Consider the following 22,108-nt stretch of genomic DNA (forward strand, 5'->3'; position numbering starts at 1 on the left):
CTGAGAGGCGTCGCTCTCAGGCGGCTCTGTTTTGTGACCATCACATGATATATTGGGTCGAGACACCCGCAAATTTAGCAACTCCTATCAGATAATGCGTGATAAGAACGTACAGTCCACCGGTGAGGAGACTAATTCAGTCAAGCCCATGCCGCCGGTCGAACTAATTTTGAGCGTGCAATAGGGTATCCGTAGACTGAATCGAAGCGAGTGTACACCGCTGCAAATGCGATAAAGACAGCAATTGCTCCGATACCGACACCAATCCATTCTCCGTATGGAACACCGTATTCTAACAGACCAATTGCAAGCCGTTCTCCAACAAATGCCATCATCATGATGACGCCTAAGCCGAGGAGAAAGCTCACAACGAAGTTCCGTTCGATGATGTTCTGTTCCATACAAGATATTTCTCGTAAGGGTAATAGGTTTTCCGTCCTTCTTGATGCTCAGTGCGCAGTCGTAGTGATCTACGGTCTCAAGAAACAATATCTCGAAATAAAGTCACTCGGAGAGTTATTCCTTAGTAAAGAACTCATCATCATAATCTCGATCCGAGTCTTCACCGGAGAAGCCCGTCACATCTTCACCGAACGGATCAACGTACGGATCGCTGTCACTACGTCTCGCTAACTCCTCTTTCGTCTTCTCACCCTCAATCCACTCCACCAGTTCGTGCTTTCCATCCTCAACTTGTGCCTGCATATCAAGCATTGTTCGATACGCGTGGACGATGTCTAATCGGTCCATTTTTGCTACTACATACTGCCCACGCTCTGTAACCCGATACTGATTCTTCACCGATGTCTCCCGGTCATCGATTTCTGGGGTAATCAGCCCGAGGTCTTTCGCTTCCCCAATCCGCTTCGACAAAGTTGATGAACTAATCTGTAATCGCTCGTTCAGATGCTTGAATCGTTTTGATCCACCTTTCAATACGACAAGAAGGCCGATCCCGCCACGCAGCTCAAAGAATTCCCTAAGCGTGTCTGCCATGTGTCACACGCTATACCCTGTTGGCATCCGTAGTCAAACTTTCTTCTACTCTGAACTTAGCTTCGTTCCAAAACACAATTTGATTTGGAACAATTTGGAAATCGAATTATCCCGCACGCACATCGCGTTTAACCACCCATAGCGTAGGTTAAGGCAGGTTTCCGGAAACAACACCCCGATCCTTACACTTCGATTCAAAGTAATATACTGGTACGCTATGAACGGCTCCCCACTATTCGGCCACGGTCTGCTCGCGGTCGGGAGCCACGCGTCAACTCCTGCTTCGCTTCAGCGTCACCAACAGCTACGACTTCCGGAAAGGTGGTGTCGATGACAGCGTCTGAAACACCGTCTTCAGACGAAATCCTTCGGTCTATTGAGGCCCAGACAGAGGATCTGTGCCACATTCACGACCACATCACACGCATCATCACGAATCTCGACATCGGTGCCGAGTGGTTCAGCGGGTACGACGACCCCGGTCGTGCGAAGTTCGATTTGGAACCAATGGTTCGGTTATTCCTCTACAAGCACGCACGCGATCTGAATCAGTCGGAGCTCGCCCGCCGCTTGCAAGGCGCTGCGTACGTGCATCTCCGTCTCGGATTCGACCGCCCGATCTCACAGCAGATCATCAGTCACAATAAGCGAGAACGGTTCGACCCGGACGAACGCCGACTGCTGAAAGACGCTGCTGAAGTCATTCGGTCAGTGTACAGCGATCACGACATCATCCGGACGAATGAGCCAGCACTTGACCTGAAACGGTTCAGCACGACCAGGTCAGTGACACGGAGATCATGGACGCGGTGGAGCGTGCGACTGAACTTGGGTTCAGTGAATTCACCGCAGATCGTGCCAGTAACGCGAAGTACCCGTTGGAAGCGTATTTCGAGCGACAAGGGTACCTAAATATGTCTCGGGCCGGGACAACGACTCCATCGCGCCGGTTCGCCCGGCTTAGCGAACGAGAAAGCGTTCCGCACGGCTCTTCGCATAACCGTACGATGAAGAAGGTCGCCAAGCCTGAATCACAACTCACGTTCGATGAATTCGTGACTGGGACGCAGGTTCCCGCGTGGAAACGAATCCGTGACGAAGTCCTCGAACCGTTCCACGCGGGCGTTGAGAACATCTTAGAGGAGCTCACCGATGAAGCGTACGATGATGCTGGGTTCACGGAACCGGTTCACGCGGCGATAGACATCACTGCATGGAATTTCTACGCCTCGCCGTTCATGTCCGAGAAACAAGCTCGTGACTCGGACAGAGACCCCATCAGAGTGACCATTGACGGGAAAGAGAAACTGTTGGACCCCGAGCACCCGGACTTGGTTTCCGGGCTCAAAAACAGCGATGAGCGTGGATACAAGCTTGCGACGATCACGATTATCGCAGAGAACACGCCGATTGTCCTCGGGGTGGAACCGGTACGCGATAAGCGGAAGTGGGAACACGAGATGGAATGGGACGTTGAGCGAACATCTCGTGCTGACATCGTGGAAAGTTTGTTAGAACAGGCGGCCCGTCACGTGAACATTCATAAGGTGTTCCTTGACCGTGGGTTCAGCAGCAAAGAGACGCGGGATGTGATCGACCGGCGTGGATTGCTATACGTGCTGGGGAAGCCAGCCCGTGCGGAAGTAGATGCGGAGAACATCGAGGAGATCAAAGACAACGACGTGTACGACAGTCGTATCGGGCACGGCACGCACGAGTACGACGGTCGTGAACACGACATCACGTACATCTACACGCCGTCGAAGAAGGACGGGGATAAGTACGCGGTGTTCACGGTGAACGAGCACATTGATCATCACCGCGCAGAAGCGCTGCTTGGACAGTACGGCCAGCGGATGGAGATTGAAAACGAGTACAAGACCATCAAGAAGCACTTCCTGCCAACGACGGCATCGAAGGACTTCCGCATCCGGTTCCTGTACTTTGTGGTCGGGACACTGCTGTATAACGTGTGGCGGATGGCGAACTTCATGCTGCGGGACGCAATGGATGTCGATCTGGGTGAATCTCCCCCGATTCTTGCGGGAGAGCTGATTGCGTTGGTCGCGTTCTGCCTGTTCACCCCACCTGACTGACCGCCGATTTTCTCCGTGTGAGCCTGTTTTCACGAGCGGCAGCTCTGTTTTTTCAGCGGTATTTCCACCCAAATCTCACCGATCAACACTCGAATGGTAATCTAACCGAGTTTTCTGTCGCGGGTTTCGTTCGTACGACTTGTTTGGTCACCTGAACCATCGCTCACCCCCTCATTTCGTTTGTAGAAATGCCAAACAGTCAGGTTGGGCTCCATCGATGCCGGGAAGATCGATGAAGCGATCGCTGAGGAGTGGCTGTCGACGTGGATCGATGAAACTGGGTGCTGTGTCCCATATCGGACGATCGCTGAATATGACGGCCTTGCTCGGATTTCGAAACCGTGAGCCGTCACAACCGATCGCCCGACTCGCTCGCGATCGAACGCAGACGTGATCGCCTCAGCGATCGACGCCGAGTTCGTCCAACAGCGTCACCGCAGCCTCGTGCGAGGATGGCGGACCGCGGGCGGTGATGAGATCGCCGTCGACGGTCACCGAGGTGTCGTCGTCTAGTTCGGCATCCCAGTTCCCGCCAGCAGCCTTGACCTCGTCTTCGACCCAGTACGGGAGCTTTCGGCCGTCGGGCATCAGGTCCTGCTCGTCGACGATGCCTTCCTCCCACGCGTTCGGGAAGCCGGTCACGTTTCGCCCCTCGACGAGCATCTCCCCGTTGGAGTCACGAGTAAACGCCAGGATGCCGACCGCGTGACAGACGACGAGTGCCGTTCCGTCCTCGCCCTCGACGGCAGTCCGAAGGGCCGCCCGCGCGTGTTTGTCCTGGGTGATGTCCCACTCGGTTCCGTGGCCGCCGGGGAAGACGATCGCGTCGTACGCTGCTGGCTCAGCGTCCGCAAGCGCGATCGGGTTGTTCAGCCGCTCGTCGGTTTCGTGGACCTCCATCACGTGTTCGGCCTGTGCCTCGCCGACTTCCTCGGGATCGACCGATCGCTCGTCGACGACTGGCGGGTTCCCGGTCGGTGTGGCAACCGTAATCTCGACGCCTGCCTCTGTGAGCGTGGTCAACGGCTCGATACATTCTTCGCCCCAGTAGCCATGCTCGCTGACAATGAATAGTGCAGATACCATTGTACTCGGGTATTGGTGACCCAGCCGCAAAGGCCGATCGGCTGCGGAACATCGCTTCGATACGTAGCTTTTTCTTCGCGTCGTGCTACAGCGTGGATATGCACTACCGCGACGTCACCACGACCGGAGAGTACCTCGCGCGGCTCGAAACCGGAGCCGACTGGCGCGAGGAGATTGAGTCACTCGCGCGCGCGGAAGACGTTGAGGCCGGCTGGTTCAACGCGATGGGCGCGGTCCAGGACGCGGAGGTGTGGTTCTACGATCAAGCCGACACCGAGTATCAGTCTGTGACGTTCGAAGAGCCACTCGAGGTCGCCGCCTGCGTGGGCAACATCGCGCTGTTGGACGGCGAGGTGTTCGCACACACCCACGCTGTCTTATCGCGCCCCAGCGGACAGGCGCTTGCGGGACATCTCAACGCCGGAACCGTGTTTGCTGGCGAGGTGTACCTGCGGGCCTTCGAGGAGCCCCTCGTTCGATCCCACGACGAGGTCACCGATCTGGACCTGTGGCTCTAAGATGAGTCGGGCTGACATATGAGACCCGACGACGAGCGCTACTTCGGACGGATCGAAGACCGCCTCGACGAGGCGATCGAGCTCGCGAGCGAGGCGAAATCCCAGGGCAAAGATCCCGAGCCGGAGATCGAGATCCCTGTCGCCCGCGACATGGCCGATCGCGTCGAGAACATCCTCGGGATCGACGGCGTTGCCGAACGGGTCCGCGAACTGGAAGCCCAGATGTCTCGCGAGGAGGCTGCTCTCGAACTCGTGACCGACTTCGTCGAGGGGACCGTCGGCGACTACGACAGCCGCGAGGGCAAGATCGAGGGCGCGGTCCGGACCGCGGTCGCGCTGCTCACCGAGGGTGTCGTCGCCGCGCCGATTGAGGGGATCGATCGGGTCGAACTCCTCGAAAACAGCGACGGGACCGAGTTTGTCAACGTCTACTACGCGGGGCCGATCCGCTCTGCAGGCGGGACCGCCCAGGCCCTGTCGGTGCTCGTCGCTGACTACGCGCGATCGCTTTTGGGCATCTCCGAGTACGATGCTCGCGACGACGAGGTCGAACGCTACGTCGAGGAGATCGGTCTGTACGACAAAGAGACCGGTCTCCAGTACAGCCCGAAAGACAAAGAGACCCGGTTTATTGCCCGGAACATGCCGATCATGCTCGACGGGGAAGCCACCGGCGACGAGGAGGTCTCGGGGTATCGTGACCTCGAACGCGTCGACACCAACTCCGCCCGCGGCGGGATGTGTCTCGTCATGGCTGAGGGGATCGCGCTGAAGGCACCGAAAATCCAGCGCTACACCCGCCAGTTAGACGAAGTCGACTGGCCGTGGCTGCAGGACCTCATCGACGGGACGATCGGGACCGACAGCACAGACGCCCCGGCCGACGACGAGACTGCTCACACCGACGGCGATACCGAGGACAACGAGAGCGAGGAAACGGATGATTCTGCAAGCGACGGCACGGATGCTGACGCTTCTGCGGAGAGCCACGGGCCGGTTCGGGCGGAGCCGGCGACGAAGTACCTCCGGGATCTGATCGCCGGCCGGCCTGTCTTTGGACACCCCTCCGAAGCCGGCGGCTTCCGGCTCCGATACGGCCGTGCACGAAACCACGGATTCGCGACTGCAGGCGTCCACCCGGCGACGATGCATCTGATCGACGACTTCCTTGCGACTGGCACACAGATCAAGACTGAGCGCCCGGGCAAAGCCGCCGGCGTCGTCCCCGTGGACTCGATCGAGGGTCCAACTGTCCGCTTGGCCAACGGCGACGTGCGGACGATCGACGATCCGGCGGAGGCCCTCGAGATCAGAAACGGCGTCGAAGAGATCATCGACGTGGGCGAGTATCTCGTCAACATCGGCGAGTTCATCGAGAACAACCACTCGCTCGTCCCTGCCTCGTACGTCTACGAGTGGTGGATTCAGGACTTCGAGGCCGCTGGTGCGGACGTCCAGGCGCTGTCGGATGACCCGCGCGTCGACTTGCACGACCCAACCCCAGAGGAGGCGATCGCGTGGGCAACTGACTACGACTGTCCGCTGCATCCGGCGTATACGTATCTGTGGCATGACATTTCTGTCGAGGCGGCGCTGTCGCTGGCAGAGGCGATCGAGGCCGGCGAAATCGTCGACGGCGTGCTCGCGATCGAGCGCACGGAGACGACCCAGCGGGCGCTCGAACACCTCCTGTGTGAACACAGCGCGACCGCTGACGCGCTACGGGTTCCCGAGTGGCGGCTGCTCGTCCGATCGCTCGGTATTTCCGCCGGGCTGCGCCGCGAGTGGAGTCGTGAGGACCTCTCTGAGCGGGCGTTAACGTGGGATGACGGCGAGAACGCGATCGAACTCGTCAACGAGGTCGCGCCCTTCGAGGTCCGCGAGCGAGCCCCAACCCGGATCGGCAACCGGATGGGTCGGCCCGAGAAATCAGAGAAGCGCGATCTCTCGCCGGCGGTCCACACGCTGTTTCCGATCCGAGACTTTGGCGGGAACCAGCGAAACGTCGCCGAGGCGTCCCGGCAGATGGACGATCGCGGCCGGCGAGGTGTTTTCGACGTCCAGATCGGGGTCCGTGAGTGTCCGGACTGTGGCACACATACGTACAAATCTGCCTGTCCGGACTGCGACACTCACACCGAGCCGTACTACGAGTGCGAGAACTGCGGGATCGAGTGCGAACCCGACGAGTCCGGCCGCGTGGTCTGTCCGCGCTGTGAATCGGAAGTCTCCTCGGCCGTCTGGCAGGAGGTTGATCTCCGCGAGGAGTATCGCAACGCGCTCTCGGAACTCGGTGAGCGTGAGGCATCCTTCGACATTCTGAAAGGCGTCAAGGGGCTCACCTCAGAGCACAAGGTTCCCGAGCCGATCGCAAAGGGCGTGTTCCGGGCGAAACACGGCGTCTCGACGTTCAAAGACGGCACTGTCCGCTACGACATGACCGATCTGCCGGTTACGTCGGTTCGCCCCGAGGAGCTCGACGTGACTGCCGATCACTTCCGACAGTTGGGCTATGAGACTGACATCGACGGCGAGCCGCTCGTTCACGACGATCAGCTTGTCGAGCTGAAGGTCCAGGATATCGTGCTCTCGGACGGGGCAGCCGAACACATGATGCGGACCGCGGACTTCGTCGACGAGCTGTTGACCGATTTCTACGAGCTGCCGGCGTTCTACGAGATCAACGAGCGCGACGATCTGATCGGCGAGTTGGTGTTCGGGATGGCTCCCCACACGAGCGCTGCGGTTGTCGGCCGAGTCGTCGGGTTCACCACCGCGGCGGTCGGCTACGCACATCCGTACTTTCACGCGGCCAAACGACGCAACTGCTTTCATCCGGAGACGACGTTCTGGTATCGCGACGAAGCCGGCGCGTGGCATCACGATCGCATCGACCAGTTCGTCGACGCGCGCCTCGATGATCCCGCCGAGGACGACTTCGGCACACTCGTCTCCGAACTCGACGGCGACGTGTTTGTCCCGTCACTGACCGAGAACGGCGAGGAGGTATTGCAGCCGGTCGAAGCGGTCTCGAAACACGTTGCTCCCGACCACATGGTCCGCGTGGAAACCGAGCGCGGCCGGGAAATAACCGTCACGCCGGATCACGAGATGCACGTCTTCGACGGCTCGGAGATTCGCTCGCGCGCGGCGACCGAACTAACCGCGGATGAGCACCTCATCACGCCGGCACACCTCGACGTGATCGAGGGTGACCCAGTGCCGACGATCGACCTCCTTGCAGCAGTCGTTGACACCGATGGGATTAGTGTCGATCAGCTGGTGCGTTCGGAGCTGGAGGGCACCACCGACTCGATCGACTCACTGCTCGCGTCCGTGCCGAGAGATGCAACACTCAGCCTGGCGGGCGAGTCGATCGAGATCGATCGAACGATCGAGGTGACTCCACGAGTCGCAGCGCTACTCGGCTGCTATGCGGCTGGAGGTTCAACCTCCGAACAAGAGACACCTGCGGAAACGGTCCACCAGACGACGATCCGCGTTGCCGACGAGCAGACACGCGATCGCTGCGTCGACACGCTGCGTTCAGCGTTTGGTGTCGACCCAGTGTGTACGGACGACGGGACGGTCATTGTCCACAGTCGGCTGCTTCGGGCGATCTTCGAGAGCGTGTTCGACGCTGACGCTGACGCCACGAAACGGGTCCCACAGTGTATCTTCAACGCGAGCGACGACATCGTCGCGGGCTATCTTCGTGGATTCTTCGGTGGTGCTGCGACCATGGACCGCAACGGAGCGGTTCGATCGGTGCCAATCGCCAGCCAGGCCCACAAAGACGACCTGCTCGCGTTGCTCTCGCGGCTCGGAATCGACGGAGCGGCCGAGATCGAAGATTCAGAGGCGGCGGCCCAACGCTACGTGCTCTCCGTTCAGTCCAGGGACGCGATCGACCGCAGAGAACGCACTGCGACCGATCCAGGCCACCGTCCTCAGCCCGAGCATGCTGCCGACGGCGGCAGCGAAGACGCGATCGTCGATCCCATCAGCTCTGTCACAGTGGTCGAATCGGACATCGACCACACGTACTGTCTCACCGTGGCCGAGACGCACTCGCTCGTCGCCAACGATCTCTCACAGAAGCAGTGCGACGGCGACGAAGACTGTGTGATGCTCCTCATGGACGGGCTATTGAACTTCAGTAAGTCGTATCTGCCGGATCAACGCGGTGGGAGCGTCGCCGAAGATTCACGGCTCGTTGCAGTCGGGCCGGACGGTTCGATACACTTCACCACATTCGAGGAGTTCTGGAACGAACTCGAGAGTCCGATTGAGTACGACGGGAAGTTCCGGAAAAAGACGTGCTTCGCAGAAGGCTGGAAAACGTACGCGTTTGACGATACCCACGAGGCGTCTCTGAAACCCATCGAGAAGGCGATCCGCTACGAGGCAGACGAAAACGAGCATCTCCTCCGAATCGAGACGCAGTTCGGCCGATCGCTGGATATTACCGAACACCATAGTCTGTTCCGGTACAACGACGGTATCGAGGAGGTGGCTGGTGCCGATCTTGCGGCTGGCGACCTGATCGTCGCGCCTCGGACACTCGGTGTCCAGGCTGAACCGACGACAATCGATGTGGTTGACGCTGTCGACGATCCGTACGTCTTCATTGACGACGCGGTGCAGTCGTATCTCACGGACGTTTGGGAGGACTCGGCGCGGGGTAGTGAGACGAGAGCCGCATTTGACGGCGGTCTCTCGTATCGTCTCTCGAAGAACAAGACTGCTTTTGAAACGCTTACGGACATCGCTTCGACGGCCGGCGTCGCCCCGGACTGGAACGCGACTATCGGACTCCAGCGGTCGTCGACGGGTATCGATCGATACGTCGACGTCGACGAGTCATTTGCGTGGCTGCTCGGCATGTTCGTTGCCGAGGGATCGCTCTCCGGTACTCGTCCAACGATCCACAATGCGGACGAGGAACTGATCGATCGCGTTGTCTCTGCGAGCAAGGAATCCCTTGGTGTCGAACCGGCAATCCGGTGGACAAACAAAGCATACGAGGTCGCGTTTCCTGCCGTGTTTCGTGCGGTGTTGTACGACCTCGGATTCGAAGATCGAGACAGCTACCGTTCGAGTGAAAACATTATTCCAGACTGCATCTTACGGAGCCGAGACGAGGTCGCGCTGTCGTTCCTCCGTGGATTTATCGCCGGTGACGGAAGCGAACAGCGTGACGATAACCACACCACGATCGCGTTCTACACCACGAGCGAGGATGTGAAAGATGGTATCGTGTTCTTGCTCCATCGGTTCGGACTTGTCGCGAATATCTCGAAACGGGAACGCGACGCACGCCGACAGCCGATCTACAACGTTACGGTCTCCGGCGGTGCGACGGATAACCCCCTTCGACGGCTGTTGGAGGGCGAGCGACCGTACCATGAAAAAAGCCTCGTCGTATCGGTTCCTGAGGCCTTGATAGACATCCGAGAGCTGGATATCTCCGGCGTGAAACAGATTATCCCGAAGTACCTGAAACGCCGCGACAATGTCTCTCTCGAGAAACTCCGGGAGATGATCGACGAACTCGACGCCAGGGGCCTCCCGGAAGTAGCCGAGCGTAAACTGGACGATGTTCGACCGCTCGTCGACGGTGACCTCTCGTACCTCCGCGTCAAGAACATCGAGCGTGTCGCGTACGACGGGTTCCTCTACGACTTGCAGGTCGGCGGCGATCCAGTCTTCACGGCTAACTGGCTGTACGCACACAACTCTATGGACGCACCCCTCGTGATGTCCTCGCGGATCGATCCCTCGGAGATCGACGACGAGGCGCACAACATGGACATCGTTAGGGAGTATCCCCGAGAGTTCTACGAGGCGACGCTGCGGATGGCCGACCCTGACGAGGCGGAGGAGCTGGTCACGATCGCCGAGGATATCCTCGGCACCGACGAAGAGTACCACGGCTTCGATCATACCCACGACACAACCACCATCCACATGGGACCGAGCCTCTCGGCGTACAAGACGCTCGGATCGATGATGGACAAGATGGACGCCCAACTGGCGCTGGCCAGAAAACTCCGGGCGGTCGACGAGACTGACGTGGCCGAACGGGTGATCGAGTACCACTTCCTGCCCGATCTGATCGGCAACCTTCGGGCGTTCTCCAGACAGGAGACGCGGTGTCTCGACTGCGGCGAAAAGTACCGGCGGATGCCGCTGACGGGCGAGTGTCGCGAGTGCGGCGGCCGGGTGAACCTCACCGTCCATCAGGGATCGGTCAACAAGTACATCGACACCGCGATCGAGGTCGCCGATCGGTTCGACTGCCGTGAGTACACCAAACAGCGCCTCGCCATCTTGGAGCGATCGCTCGAATCAGTCTTCGAGGACGACACGAACAAACAAAGCGGAATTGCGGACTTCATGTGAGCGTCGGCGGGCGATCGCGCTGGCTGGCTGCGCAATTCACTCGACCGGGTCGATCGGTGCGCCGGGAGCGTTCGTCTGGACGCTGTGGAGGCCCTGTTTGGCCTTCTGTTTCGACGCGTAGCCTTGCCCGCTATCGGCGATGATGTTTCCGTTGTCGTGGCGGAGCCGCCAGCGCCACTCGCCAGCTTCGTCGGTGAACAGCTCGAACGTCGCGTTACTGCCGCCCTCCCCTAGCGGTGTTTCGTCGCGTGACCGATCGAGCACGTATGCGCCTGGGGCGTTCCGTTTCACGCTTTCGAGGCCCTGTGTCGCCTTCTGTTTCGAGGTGTATCCCTCGCCGCTGTCGGCGATGATATTTCGGTTGTCGTGGCGGAGCCGCCAGCGGTAGTCGCCGGCGGCGTCCTCGTAGCGCTCGAAGCTGGCCTTGCTGGCGACAACGCTTGTCTCGACTGAACCGGCTTCTTCGGGCCATTCGAGTTCGATGTCAATCGAGACGAGACCGTTCATGCGGTCGACTGTGACTGCCATGTCCGGTTCGTCCGGTACTTCGACGGCCACGTGTTGGGCCGCATCGACCGCAACCGGTTCACCGCGAGCGAGCCGATCGGCGAACTGGCGGAAGAACGACGCGATCGATCGTCGTTTGCGTGGTCTCTGCTCCTCGAGAACTCTCCCGTCCGCTGGATTGTCGCTCATACCACAACGCACGCAGGGCGATCGTATAGTTATCCTCCCCACTATCACGGTCTGTGCTTCCCACTATCACGGTCTGTGCTTCCCACTATCACGGTCTGTGGCTCTCACTATCGCAATCTGTGTGGTCTGTATCGTCGGAACGGTCAATATCGTGTGACACATAAACATACTCATGAATCCGACTACACGCGGCGGTGACGCGGACGCACAGCACGTCGAGATCGGCGACGCAATCTACGATGCCGATGGGACCAAACTGGGCGTCATCAGAGGTTTCGACGGCTCCGGATTCTACGTGACTGCACCCACGGCCACGGGGGAGTTGGCGCTCGATCGATCGACTGCCGGCGGCGCTGGCGAAGCGTATCTGATGTGGCGATGTTGGGAGTGCGGTGAGATGGGCCAAATCGACGAACTCCCCGAGTCGTGTCCGAGTTGCGGCGCGGGCAAAGAGGAACTGTACTACTGGGCAGAGGACTGATTCGCTCTGTTGTCGCGGCGTGCCGGCCGATCGGCTTCGATCGCCATCTTTGATACTGCTCGCCCGTGACCCGCTGGTATGGAGATTGTCGTCTTCGGCGCGGGGAGCCTCGGCAGCCTGCTCGGTGGCCTGCTCGCGCGCGCACACGAGGTTACGCTCGTCGGCCGCGATCCACACATGGCGGCGATCGCCGAGGATGGGCTGCGAATTCGCGGGGCGATCGACGACCACGTGTATCCCACCGCTGTCACGAGCGCGCGTGGCTGTGACGCCGATGTCGCGATCGTGACGGTCAAAGCGTACGACACAGACGCGGCAGTCACGGCACTCGCATCGAACCGCTACACGGCGGTGCTCTCGCTACAAAACGGCCTGACTGAAGAGCGCCTCGCCGCGGGGCTTGCGGGAACTGTTCTTGCGGGGACCGCGACCTACGGCGCGCGGCTTCCAGAGCCGGGCGTGGTCGAATGTACCGGCCGCGGACGGGTGACGATCGGCCGCCACGGCGGTGGCACGGATGCGTGGGCCGAGCGGGTCGGGAAGGCGTTCCGCGATGTCGGCGCAAACGCTCTCGTCGCGACCGACATGCCGCGGCGACGATGGGAAAAACTCGCGGTGAACGCGGCGATTAATCCGCTTACCGCACTCACGCGGTCGCCAAACGGCGTGCTTGCAGAGCCCCCGCTCAACTCGATCGCCCGATCGGCTGCCCGCGAAACTGCCCAGACCGCCCGCGTCTGTGGTGTCGAACTCGCAGCCGATCGCGCGATCGAGGCGGTCGAAGCTGTGGTCGACGCCACCGCCGCGAATCGATCGTCGATGCTTCAAGACGTCGAACGCGGCAGTCGAACCGAAATCGGGGCGATCTGTGGGGCGATCGTCGATCGGGCAACAGAACGGGGAGTCGACGTCCCAACGATTGAACTACTCGACGCGCTTGTCACGGCATGGGAACGCGAACACGTGTCTGGCGGCGGCGCTGGCAATCGAATGAAGTAACACCGACAAATCAGACGGGGTTGTGCCCGCAAAAGCGATTGATCAGCACCACTCAGCCAGCACGGGCGCATCGTCGGCTCGGACCGAAACCCACGCCTCGTCGCGGGAAACGTCCGCGATAATAAGGCTCGGGCGGGAATCGTCTCCATCGACCGAGGCCATGACCTCGGGGTTCGATCCGTCCGTCCCTGGTGTGGGGTTCGGTGTCATGGTTGTATGTCTCATCCGTTGATACAAAAGCCCGTCGAAACTGTCGTTGGTGTATCAACACGTTTGTGTATTGATCTGCCGATATATGTACACATATGTGCTGCTTTTTCGTCGAGAATGCTGGTGTTTGTGCCTTTCGAACCGAATTGTGGACCTTTCGCCGATTAACCGTGGTCTCGGGCAGTGGAACAGTCAATACGGCTTCGGAGTATACAAGAGGCTGGCCAACGCTACAGCGGGTATGAACGTCTCGGACGCAATGACACAGCGCGACACGCTGGTGACGGTTTCCTTGCCCGGCACGCGCGACGACGTGTTGGTGTACCTCCAAGAGCACGGCTTTTCGTCTGTCCCGGTTGTCAAAGATGTCGACGGCACAGCGGTATTCCGCGGACTCGTCTCGCGGGACGACCTGATCGAAAACCCCGATGAGGACCAGTTGGCGCTTCTCATGCGGGACGTCCCAACGATCGACCCCGGAGAAACCCTGGCCGCTGCCGCCGCACTCATGCGTGAGACCGGCACCCGTCGGGTTCCAGTCGTCGCTGAGGACGGTGACGGCGACCTCGACGGCATTATTACCGTCACCGATCTCATTCGGGCGATCGCCCGCGAGAACGCCAACGGCGACGTCGCGGTCGGCGACCTCGCCTCGACGGACATCAACACGACCTACGTCAAGACGCCGTTGCCCGTCGCCGAGCGCGAGATCTACTACGCAAACGTCCCCTACGCGATCGTGCTCGACGACGACGCCGACATGGCTGGCATTATCACCGAGGTCGATATCGTCGAGGTGGCCCGTGTGGTCGAAGGTGAAGAAGAAACCGGCGAGTCGATCGCCGAACAGGACTCTGCGTGGGCGTGGGAGGGCATCAAAGCTGTCGGTGGGCGCTACCTGCCGACCCGGAACGTCGAGATCCCTGCGGAGGCAGTTTCGGAATTCATGAGCGAGGATGTTGTCACCGTTACTCGGAAACGGAGTGCGCGCGAGGCAGCCCAGGCGATGATCACAAACGACATCGAGCAGATCCCACTCGTCTCCGGCGGCGAACTGATCGGTGTCGTCCGAGATATTGATCTGTTGGAGGCAATCTAGATGGCCGAGCAAGCCGACGTCATGGAACTCGCAAAGCGACGTGGCTTCTTTTTCGGCTCGAATGAGGCCTACGGCGGCGTGGCGGGCTTCTACACGTTTGGCCCACAGGGGGCGGCGCTGAAGCGCAACGTCGAAGCCGCCTGGCGCGATCAGTTTACGGTCAAACTCGGCAACGACGAGATCGAGGCGCCGACGATCATGCCCGAGCCCGTTTTTGAGGCGTCTGGGCACCTCGATGGCTTCGACGACATGCTCGTCGAGTGTGCGGAGTGTGGCGAGAGCCACCGTGCGGACCACCTCGTTGAGGACGCGATCGAGGGCATTGAAGACGCCGAGGCGCTCGGAATCGAGGCCGTCGCGGACCTGATCGCCGAGCACGACCTCGCGTGCCCCGCGTGCGACGCGGCGCTGGCCGGCGAGCCAGTCGAGGATTTCAATCTCATGTTCGAGACGGCGATCGGCCCCGGCAGCGGGCAACCCGGGTACCTCCGTCCCGAGACGGCTCAGGGGATCTTCGTCGAGTTCCCGCGGCTCAAAGAGTACGCCCGCGGACAGTTACCCTTTGGCGTGACGCAGATCGGGCCGGCGTACCGAAACGAGATCAGTCCACGGCGCGGTATCATTCGTGTTCGTGAGTTCACCCAGGCCGAATTAGAGCAGTTTATCGACCCAGAAGCTGACGAGCCGCCGATCGACGAGGTTGCTGACGTCGCGGTCACGCTGTATCCGGCCCCCGAACAGGAAGCCGACGACGGCGGATACGTCGAAACCACGATCGGCGAGGCGGTTGCCGACGGGACGATCGCCTCGCCGTGGGTTGGGTACTTCCTCGGGGTCGCCCAGGCGTGGTACGAGCGGGTCGGGATCGACACCGATCGGTTCCGGTTCCGCCAGCACCGATCGGGCGAGCGAGCCCACTACGCCTCAGACTGTTGGGACGCCGAGGCGGAGATCTCGGGCAACTGGATCGAGATCGCTGGCTTCGCCTACCGCGGCGACTACGATCTCTCAAAACACGCCGAGCACTCCGGCGATCGCTTTACCGTGTTCAAACGCTACGACGAACCCAAAACGATCGAGGCGGCAACGGTCGATCCGGATATGGCGACGCTCGGACCCGAGTTCGGTGCCGACGCTGGCGATGTTGCCGACGCGCTGGCGTCGTTGGCCAAGCACGATCCAGCCGCGTTCGACGCCGATACGGTCACTGTCGAGGTCGACGGCGACTCCTACACCGTCGACAGCGATGTCGCGAACTTCTCGATCGAAGAGCGCACCGAGTCGGGCGAACACATCACGCCGCACGTGATCGAACCCTCCTTCGGTGTCGGCCGGACGGTGTACGCGCTCATCGAACACGCCTACGCGACCGACGCGGTCGATGGTGAAACACGGGCGTACCTCTCGTTAGTACCCGAAATTGCGCCGACAGACGTTGCGGTGTTTCCGCTTGTCTCCGACGATCGGCTCGTCGAATTAGCAAACGAGATTGCCAGTTCGCTTCGTCACGAGGGAGTGAGCGTCGCGTACGACGACTCCGGATCGATCGGTCGGCGGTATCGCAGACAAGACGAGATCGGGACTGCCTTCTGTGTGACTGTCGACCGTGACGGGATCGAAGGCGACGGCGACGCGACGGTCACCGTCCGCGAGCGCGACACCGCCGAGCAGGTGCGTGTGCCGGTTCCGTCGCTGTCGGCGGAGCTATCGGCGCTTTTCGACCCCGAGAGCGATCGCACCTTTGCCGACCTTCGGGCGGCCTACGGTGCTGTCGAGACCACCGTGACGACCGATTCGTCGTGAGGCGGTTGTCGTGAGCCTTGAGATTGGACGGCGGGTGGTACACGCAAGCGGGGCAGGGATTCCACTGGTGTATCTCCTTGGACTCGGGACGTGGCAGCAGGTACAGTACTTGCTCGTGCTCGCGACCACGATCGCGCTCACTCTCGAGTTCCTGCGGATCGTCGTCGGATTGAATCATGCGATCTACGATCGGCTCACCCGCGAGTACGAACGCGAGGCGCTCGCCGGCTACGCGCTGTACATGCTGAGTATGACTGCCGTTGGGCTCGTGTTTGCGCCGACGGTCGCGGTGCCGGGAATGTTGATGCTCGCGATCGGCGATCCGATCAGCGGGCTACTCGGCTCGAACGGCCCATACGAGCACAAATCGCCGCGGGTCTGGATCACGATGTTCTCTGTGAGCTTCGCCCTCGCAGCGATCGTGGTTATTCCTGCGGTTGGTGGACTGCCAGCAGTGATCGCCGCGGTGCTCGGCGCGCTTGGTGCGGCTGTTGCCGACGGAATCAAACCGATTATCGGGGGCGTTCCGATCGACGACAATCTGACCATTCCACCGGCGGCGACGCTTCCGATCGCCGCGGTGCTGTGGGCAATCGGGATCCCAATTTTCGAACCGCTCACGATCGTCTGACTGTGCCCGCATGATATATGTATCCAGCGCGGTTATCGTAAAAAAATGCAACAGAGTCACTACCGGCACGAGGCGCGTTGGTGACTGATCTCGACACTCGGACTATCCGAACGGCGATCGAGACGGCCAACGATGTTGTCTTGATTATTGGTCCCGACTGTCGGATCCGCCACTGGAGCGGTTCGTTTGAGTCACTGACTGGCTATTCGACCGAGTCGCTTTCAGGAATGAGCTTGCTTGAGCTTGTTCCAGCGTCCGAGCGTGAAGAATTCCGATCACGGTTTCACGCAGCCGTGGATGGTTCGACGATCGACATCGAGACTCGATTCGAGACCGCGACTGGCGCGTCTGTACCGATCAGATACACCGCTACCCAACTCGATCAGCCGATCGACGATACCCTGTTCTGTGGGATTATTCGCGACGTATCGGCTGATCGCGAACGCAAGCAAACGCTGCGCAAGCAAACCGAGCGGTTCGAACTGCTGACAAAAAATCTCGACGAGGTGGTCTGGATCCGTGCGGGCGATGACAACCACTTTGCTTTCGTGAGCGAGGCGTACGAAACCGTCTGGGATCGGCCGAAAGCAGAGCTGTACGACGAGCCCGATCGGTTCTTTGACTCGATCCACCACAAGGACCACGATCGGGTCCGGGCCGCGTTCGACGGGGTCACAGACGACGGGGTCGACATTGAGTATCGGATCGTTCGGCCCAACGGTGAGGTCCGCTGGATTCACGACACCGCCAAAGGCGTCTACAACGAGGTCGATGGATCGGACCAGCTTGTTGGTATTGCTCGCGATATCACGCACCGAAAGCGACGTGAGGACCAGCTGAACGCGCTCCATGAGGTCACCCAGTCGCTCATCGAGGCCGAAACCCGCTCGGCGGTCGCCGAGATTGCGGTCACCGCTGCTGACCGCGTCCTCGGATTCGACAAGGTCGGCCTCCACCTCTACGACGAGCAGACAGATACGCTCGAACCGATCGCGTACACGCCTGCGCTCCGGCGGACCATCGGATCGCCGCCACCGGCGTTCGATCGCGGCGAGGGACTCGTCTGGGAGGCCTACGAGACCGGGATTACGGTGTACTACGACGATATTACGACCGAATCTGAGCGGTATCGCGAGGAGACCCCGTTCCGCAAGGAACTGCACGTGCCGCTCGGGACCTATGGCGTGATGGTCTTTGCGACGACGAGCGAGGACGCATTCAGCCACGGGGATCGATCGCTCGCAGAGTTGCTTGGGGCAAACATTCGTTCGACGCTGCGGAGCATCGAGCGCGAGGAGCTCATTGCGACCCAGCGCGATCGACTCGACGAACTGTTGGGCGTCATCTCCCACGACATCCGGAACCCACTGAACGTCGCTCGCGGGCGTGCGGAACTGACGGCCGAAACCGGCGATATCTCGCACATCGATCCGGTCATTACGGCGCTCGAACGTGTTGAGGAGCTGACTGATAGCCTCCTGTCGGTGGCTGGAAAATCAGGTGCCGCCAGCGAGCAGACGCCGATCAATCTGGGTTCCTGTGCGGAAGCGGCATGGGAGATGATCGACGCACCGGCGGCGGCGATCGCGATCGATGATGGCCTCCCGACAGTCACCGGCAACGAAAGCCAACTTCAGCAGCTGTTCGAAAACCTGTTCAGCAACGCGGTTCGGCACGCGGGTCCGGACGTTTCGATTATCGTCGCTCCGACCAATGATGGGTTCTTTATTGCAGACGACGGCCCTGGAATCGATCTCGATGAGCGCGACCAGATTTTCGAGATGGACTACTCGACCGACACGGAAGGGACTGGATTCGGGTTGTTGATCGTCCAGCAGGTGATCGACAGCCACGGCTGGTCGATCGCGGTCGAGGCGGCTGACGCCGGCGGCGCGCGCTTTACTGTGACAATCGACACAACTGATCTACTCGACGACTCGATCGCTCCAATCGACGGCTGACCGTCCGCGATCGCTGCTGTCTGTTTTCGTGGACTGTCACCAGTACTCACGACATGTTTTTATGAATTAAGCCCAGTACAGTAACCAATGAGCGGATTCCGTCCCAGCGCGCCCGCTGTTCCCGCTGAGCGACGGGTCCGATCGCCTCGACGCCGACCGCGACCGGTCGGTGACCGACGACGACCGGCCCTCTGGGCCTAATACACATTCTCTCTCGTCGTCGGCTTTTGCCTCGAATTCCTCCAGTCCTTGGTTCCGTAGCGTCCAGTCCCCCATTTTATTACAAAATTAAAAACGTTGAATTTAAGGGGTAGAGCGTCCGAGAACGGTGTAATGACACAGCGCGTGGCACTCGCGTTCAGCGGTGGACTAGACACGACCGTTTGCGTTCCGCTTCTGGAAGAAGAGTACGGATACGACGAAGTGATTGGCGTCACCGTCGACGTCGGCCAACCGAAAGCCGAGTTCGAGGAGGCCGAAGAGACTGCGGCGGCGCTCGATCTCGAACACTACGTCGTTGACGCAACCGAAGAGTTCGCACAGCTCTGTCTGGACTCCGTTCGGGCGAACGCAGACTACCAGGGATACCCACTCGGGACCTCGCTCGCCCGGCCGGTGATCGCACAGGCGATTCTCGAAGTCGCACTCGAACACGACTGTACGGGGATCGCCCACGGCTGCACGGGCAAGGGCAACGACCAACTCCGTTTCGAGGCCGTCTGGCGCTCGAGCGACCTGGAGGTCATCGCCCCCGTCCGCGAGCTTGGGCTCACCCGCGAGTGGGAGATGGAGTACGCCGAGAAAAAGAGCCTCCCTGTCCAGGGCGGCAACGAAGGCGTCTGGTCGATCGACACCAACATCTGGAGCCGTTCGATCGAAGGCGGCCACTTAGAAGACCCGAGCTACGTTCCGCCCGAGGATATCTACGAGTGGACGACTACCCCGACCGGCGAGAGCGAGACGATCGAACTCGAGTTCGAGAACGGCTATCCGGTCGCCCTGAACGGCGAGGCCTACGGACCGGTCGAGCTGATCGAGACGCTCAACGAACTGGCCGGCTCCTACGGCGTCGGCCGCACAGACATGATGGAAGATCGGATGCTCGGGCTGAAGGTGCGTGAGAACTACGAGCATCCGGCTGCCACGACGCTGCTCAACGCCCACGAGGGGCTCGAACAGCTGGTGTTGACCAAAGAAGAGCGCGACTTCAAAACGCTCGTCGACAACGAGTGGTCCCAGAAGGGCTACGAGGGTCTCGTCGACGCGCCGTTGGTTTCGGCGCTCGAGGGCTTCATCGAGGAGACCCAGACGAAAGTTACGGGCACGGTGACGATCAAACTACAGGGCGGACAGGCCCGCGTCGTCGGTCGTGACAGTGAGTACGCGGTGTACTCCGAATCCGCCGCCTCGTTCAACACCGAGACGGTCGACGGGATCAAACAGGAAGACGCCACGGGCGTCGCAAAGTACCACGGCTTCCAGAGCCGGCTGGCCAACAAGGTGACCGCCGCGGTCACCGAAGCCGCGAATAAGTCTAAAGAGTCCGAAGAGTCCGAAGAGTCCGAGGAAGAAGACACCCTGAAAGCCGACGGCGGCACCTTCGAGTAACAATGACTGACGAGGGCGCTGAAACGGTCGTTCGCCGCGATCGCTTCAGCGGCGGTCCCGCCCGCGGGTTCATGTCGAGCCTCGCGGCCGACGAGCGGATTTTCGCGGCGGATCTCGCGGTCGATCGCGCCCACGTGCTCATGCTCGCCGAACAGGAGATCATCGACGATGACGAAGCCGCCGAAATCCTCGGGGCGCTCGATGCCGTCGAGACGGCGGGTCACGGTGCGCTGCCGGACGGCGAGGACGTCCACGAGGCGATCGAATCCGCTGTCATCGATCGGATCGGCCCCGTCGGCGGAAAGATGCACACCGCCCGCAGCAGAAACGACGAAGTTGCAGCCTGTCTTCGCTACCAGTTGCGCGAAGACCTGCTGTCGGCGATCGAGGCGACGATCGCGCTGCGGGAGTCCCTGCTCGAGACTGCGGCCGAGCATCTCGATACGACGATGCCCGGCTACACGCACCTCCAGCCCGCCCAGCCCATTACTGTCGCCCACTTTTTGTGTTCCTACGAGGCGACGATCGCCCGCGATACTGCGCGCCTGCGTGACGCGTACGATCGGACGAACCAATCACCGCTCGGGGCGGCCGCGTTCGCGGGGACGCCCTTCGACATCGATCGCGAGCGGACCGCCGAGCTGCTTGGGTTCGACGGCGTCATGCGGAACTCGATGGACGCCGCTGCCGCGCGAGACTTTCTCGCGGAGGTGACCGCGGCGCTCGCAGCGCACGCGACGACGCTCTCGGGACTTGCTGAGGACCTCATCGTCTACTCGAACAAGGGGTTTCTCGAGCTGTCGGACGCGTACTCCTCGACCTCTTCCATCATGCCACAAAAGAAGAATCCTGACACGATGGAGCTGACACGGGGGGTCGCCGGCGACGCGATCGGCTCTGTCACCGGCGTGCTCTCGACGCTGAAAGGGCTCCCGCGGGCGTACAACCGTGACCTGCAACGCGCGCATGGTCACGCGTTCGAGGCGATCGACGTCGTCACCGAGGCAAGCGCCGTCGCGGCTGGCGCGGTCTCGACAGCCAACTGGGACTCCGAGGCGCTTGCGGCCGCCGCGGGTGAGGGATTCTCGACGGCGACCGGGATCGCCGACCTGCTCGCAATGGCTGGGATCCCGTTCCGGACGGCCCACGAGCTCGTCGCCCACGCCGCCGAGGCTGCCGAAACACAGCCAGAGGGGGTCACAGCCGCAAATCTTGACGCGGCCGCTGAAGCCGTCCTCGGTGAGTCCCTCTTCGAACACGTGACCGAAGCGGCGATCGAGGAGGCGCTGGATCCAGCGGCGAGCGTCGCAAGCCGTGACTCCGTCGGCGGGCCGGCTCCTACCGCGGTCGACGCGACGATCGAAGCGGCGACTGCCGACGTGGATGCCCACACGGCCGCGGTAGCCGACCGCCGATCGGCCCTCGAGACGGCCGCCGATATGCTCGACACGGAGGTACTCGATCGTGTCTGAGCCGGCGATCCGACGACCGTCCCTAACGGGACGAATTTGATATCATG

16 protein-coding genes and 2 pseudogenes are annotated in these 22,108 nt (G+C 60.9%); 13 read left to right on the forward strand and 5 right to left on the reverse strand.

Features of this window, described 5'->3' with window-relative positions; genetic code table 11:
* Positions 1-140 precede the first annotated feature (140 nt).
* Positions 141-401, reverse strand: coding sequence for a hypothetical protein (locus tag E5K03_RS10685; RefSeq protein ID WP_138006841.1), 261 nt, complete (start codon positions 399-401; stop codon positions 141-143).
* Between the two features lie 115 nt (positions 402-516).
* Complete coding sequence (locus E5K03_RS10690; protein WP_138006842.1) at positions 517-996, reverse strand: winged helix-turn-helix transcriptional regulator; 480 nt, start codon at positions 994-996, stop codon at positions 517-519.
* 330 nt (positions 997-1,326) lie between these two features.
* Here E5K03_RS10690 and E5K03_RS17400 point away from each other — a divergent pair, with 330 nt between their 5' ends.
* Both E5K03_RS17400 and E5K03_RS17405 read left to right on the forward strand, forming a co-directional pair.
* Positions 1,327-1,908, forward strand: a complete 582-nt coding sequence (locus E5K03_RS17400) for a hypothetical protein (protein WP_205742989.1) — start codon at positions 1,327-1,329, stop codon at positions 1,906-1,908.
* Between the two features lie 95 nt (positions 1,909-2,003).
* The gene (locus E5K03_RS17405; protein ID WP_240730004.1) at positions 2,004-3,092 is read left to right on the forward strand and encodes a transposase; all 1,089 of its coding nucleotides are present in this window, start codon (positions 2,004-2,006) and stop codon (positions 3,090-3,092) included.
* 399 nt (positions 3,093-3,491) lie between these two features.
* Here E5K03_RS17405 and E5K03_RS10700 read toward each other — a convergent pair whose 3' ends face one another.
* Positions 3,492-4,178 (reverse strand): type 1 glutamine amidotransferase domain-containing protein, encoded by a 687-nt coding sequence (locus E5K03_RS10700; protein WP_138006843.1) that lies wholly within the window; start codon positions 4,176-4,178, stop codon positions 3,492-3,494.
* Positions 4,179-4,276: 98 nt separating this feature from the next.
* Between E5K03_RS10700 and E5K03_RS10705 the strand changes: the two genes are divergently transcribed.
* From E5K03_RS10705 to E5K03_RS18005, 3 genes and pseudogenes are all read left to right on the forward strand, one after another.
* Positions 4,277-4,696 (forward strand): PPC domain-containing DNA-binding protein, encoded by a 420-nt coding sequence (locus E5K03_RS10705; RefSeq protein WP_138006844.1) that lies wholly within the window; start codon positions 4,277-4,279, stop codon positions 4,694-4,696.
* Positions 4,697-4,714: 18 nt separating this feature from the next.
* Positions 4,715-8,887, forward strand: a pseudogene (polC, locus tag E5K03_RS10710) (DNA polymerase II large subunit); the annotation flags it as partial.
* Positions 8,888-9,112: 225 nt separating this feature from the next.
* A pseudogene (locus E5K03_RS18005) lies at positions 9,113-11,101 on the forward strand (LAGLIDADG family homing endonuclease); the annotation flags it as partial.
* Between the two features lie 36 nt (positions 11,102-11,137).
* Here the strand turns inward: E5K03_RS18005 and E5K03_RS10715 are convergent.
* Entirely contained in the window at positions 11,138-11,797 is a 660-nt protein-coding gene (locus E5K03_RS10715) for an HVO_2922 family protein (RefSeq protein WP_138006846.1), read from the reverse strand.
* 172 nt (positions 11,798-11,969) lie between these two features.
* Here E5K03_RS10715 and E5K03_RS10720 point away from each other — a divergent pair, with 172 nt between their 5' ends.
* Positions 11,970-12,278, forward strand: a complete 309-nt coding sequence (locus E5K03_RS10720; protein WP_138006847.1) for a DUF7130 family rubredoxin-like protein — start codon at positions 11,970-11,972, stop codon at positions 12,276-12,278.
* A gap of 78 nt (positions 12,279-12,356) precedes the next feature.
* Positions 12,357-13,277, forward strand: coding sequence for a ketopantoate reductase family protein (locus E5K03_RS10725; RefSeq protein WP_138006848.1), 921 nt, complete (start codon positions 12,357-12,359; stop codon positions 13,275-13,277).
* 42 nt (positions 13,278-13,319) lie between these two features.
* Here the strand turns inward: E5K03_RS10725 and E5K03_RS17250 are convergent, their stop codons facing one another.
* The gene (locus tag E5K03_RS17250) at positions 13,320-13,487 is read right to left on the reverse strand and encodes a DUF7556 family protein (protein WP_171006678.1); all 168 of its coding nucleotides are present in this window, start codon (positions 13,485-13,487) and stop codon (positions 13,320-13,322) included.
* A gap of 241 nt (positions 13,488-13,728) precedes the next feature.
* Between E5K03_RS17250 and E5K03_RS10730 the strand changes: the two genes are divergently transcribed.
* From E5K03_RS10730 to argH, 6 genes are all read left to right on the forward strand, one after another.
* The gene (locus E5K03_RS10730; protein ID WP_138006849.1) at positions 13,729-14,586 is read left to right on the forward strand and encodes a CBS domain-containing protein; all 858 of its coding nucleotides are present in this window, start codon (positions 13,729-13,731) and stop codon (positions 14,584-14,586) included.
* Positions 14,587-16,389 carry a glycine--tRNA ligase gene (gene glyS / locus E5K03_RS10735; RefSeq protein ID WP_138006850.1) on the forward strand — a complete coding sequence of 601 codons (1,803 nt, stop codon included), beginning with the start codon at positions 14,587-14,589 and terminating at the stop codon, positions 16,387-16,389.
* A 10-nt stretch (positions 16,390-16,399) separates the two neighbouring features.
* Complete coding sequence (locus E5K03_RS10740; RefSeq protein WP_171006679.1) at positions 16,400-17,020, forward strand: dolichol kinase; 621 nt, start codon at positions 16,400-16,402, stop codon at positions 17,018-17,020.
* A gap of 80 nt (positions 17,021-17,100) precedes the next feature.
* Positions 17,101-18,981 (forward strand): PAS domain-containing sensor histidine kinase, encoded by a 1,881-nt coding sequence (locus tag E5K03_RS10745; protein WP_171006680.1) that lies wholly within the window; start codon positions 17,101-17,103, stop codon positions 18,979-18,981.
* Positions 18,982-19,314: 333 nt separating this feature from the next.
* Positions 19,315-20,589: an argininosuccinate synthase gene (locus E5K03_RS10750; protein ID WP_138006853.1), complete on the forward strand. Its 1,275-nt coding sequence runs from the start codon at positions 19,315-19,317 to the stop codon at positions 20,587-20,589.
* A 2-nt stretch (positions 20,590-20,591) separates the two neighbouring features.
* Positions 20,592-22,061, forward strand: coding sequence for an argininosuccinate lyase (gene argH / locus E5K03_RS10755; RefSeq protein WP_138006854.1), 1,470 nt, complete (start codon positions 20,592-20,594; stop codon positions 22,059-22,061).
* The last annotated feature ends 47 nt before the right edge of the window (positions 22,062-22,108 follow it).

The organism is Halalkalirubrum salinum, from assembly GCF_005543295.1.
Lineage (GTDB): Archaea > Halobacteriota > Halobacteria > Halobacteriales > Haloferacaceae > Halalkalirubrum > Halalkalirubrum salinum.

Excerpts from the sequence above, each read along its gene's own strand:
- E5K03_RS10705 (WP_138006844.1), top strand. The coding sequence starts at position 4,277 with ATGCACTACCGCGACGTCACCACGACCGGAGAGTACCTCGCGCGGCTC.
- E5K03_RS10725 (WP_138006848.1), top strand. The coding sequence starts at position 12,357 with ATGGAGATTGTCGTCTTCGGCGCGGGGAGCCTCGGCAGCCTGCTCGGT.
- E5K03_RS10685 (WP_138006841.1), bottom strand. The coding sequence starts at position 401 with ATGGAACAGAACATCATCGAACGGAACTTCGTTGTGAGCTTTCTCCTC.
- E5K03_RS10730 (WP_138006849.1), top strand. The coding sequence starts at position 13,729 with ATGAACGTCTCGGACGCAATGACACAGCGCGACACGCTGGTGACGGTT.
- E5K03_RS10750 (WP_138006853.1), top strand. The coding sequence starts at position 19,315 with ATGACACAGCGCGTGGCACTCGCGTTCAGCGGTGGACTAGACACGACC.
- E5K03_RS10715 (WP_138006846.1), bottom strand. The coding sequence starts at position 11,797 with ATGAGCGACAATCCAGCGGACGGGAGAGTTCTCGAGGAGCAGAGACCA.
- E5K03_RS10700 (WP_138006843.1), bottom strand. The coding sequence starts at position 4,178 with ATGGTATCTGCACTATTCATTGTCAGCGAGCATGGCTACTGGGGCGAA.
- glyS (WP_138006850.1), top strand. The coding sequence starts at position 14,587 with ATGGCCGAGCAAGCCGACGTCATGGAACTCGCAAAGCGACGTGGCTTC.
- E5K03_RS17400 (WP_205742989.1), top strand. The coding sequence starts at position 1,327 with ATGACAGCGTCTGAAACACCGTCTTCAGACGAAATCCTTCGGTCTATT.
- E5K03_RS17405 (WP_240730004.1), top strand. The coding sequence starts at position 2,004 with ATGAAGAAGGTCGCCAAGCCTGAATCACAACTCACGTTCGATGAATTC.
- argH (WP_138006854.1), top strand. The coding sequence starts at position 20,592 with ATGACTGACGAGGGCGCTGAAACGGTCGTTCGCCGCGATCGCTTCAGC.
- E5K03_RS10690 (WP_138006842.1), bottom strand. The coding sequence starts at position 996 with ATGGCAGACACGCTTAGGGAATTCTTTGAGCTGCGTGGCGGGATCGGC.
- E5K03_RS10720 (WP_138006847.1), top strand. The coding sequence starts at position 11,970 with ATGAATCCGACTACACGCGGCGGTGACGCGGACGCACAGCACGTCGAG.
- E5K03_RS17250 (WP_171006678.1), bottom strand. The coding sequence starts at position 13,487 with ATGACACCGAACCCCACACCAGGGACGGACGGATCGAACCCCGAGGTC.